Source organism: Bradyrhizobium sp. IC4059 (assembly GCF_020193615.1).
GTDB lineage: Bacteria > Pseudomonadota > Alphaproteobacteria > Rhizobiales > Xanthobacteraceae > Bradyrhizobium > Bradyrhizobium yuanmingense.
The window spans coordinates 1-381 of the sequence record NZ_JADYVH010000059.1; the positions used below are offsets into that span (position 1 = coordinate 1).

At 60.4% G+C, this 381-nt stretch carries 1 pseudogene; it reads right to left on the reverse strand.

Features of this window, described 5'->3' with window-relative positions:
- Positions 1–381, reverse strand: a pseudogene (locus I6F12_RS37095) (hypothetical protein); the annotation flags it as partial.

Sequence of the window (381 nt, forward strand, 5' to 3'; positions counted from 1 at the left end):
GTATAGTTGACCATCTTACAGCTTAATCCTGAGCGGCTGCCGATGGTCTGCGTCCGGCAGTCGGCGTTCCCTTCCCCGAGGGTCGGCACGCCATCGCTGTTGATAAACACCTCCGCCAGCGAGTGGGTATTAATCAACCGCAGGTTCGCGGCTTTGGTGTGGGTGACGTTGCGCACATACCAGTTGCCGGAGGCCTGATCCTTACAGCGCGCGCCGCTGCTGGCATCGTAGTTCACCGAGGTCTGACAGGCATTGATGGTCATCGTAAAGCTGCCGCCGACCGGCATCTGCTGCAGATATTGATAGAAGGCGTCCGACATCATGCCGTGCATCCACTTCGCGCCGCCGCTGGTCACCGTCGCGCCGTAAAACCCGCTGGCG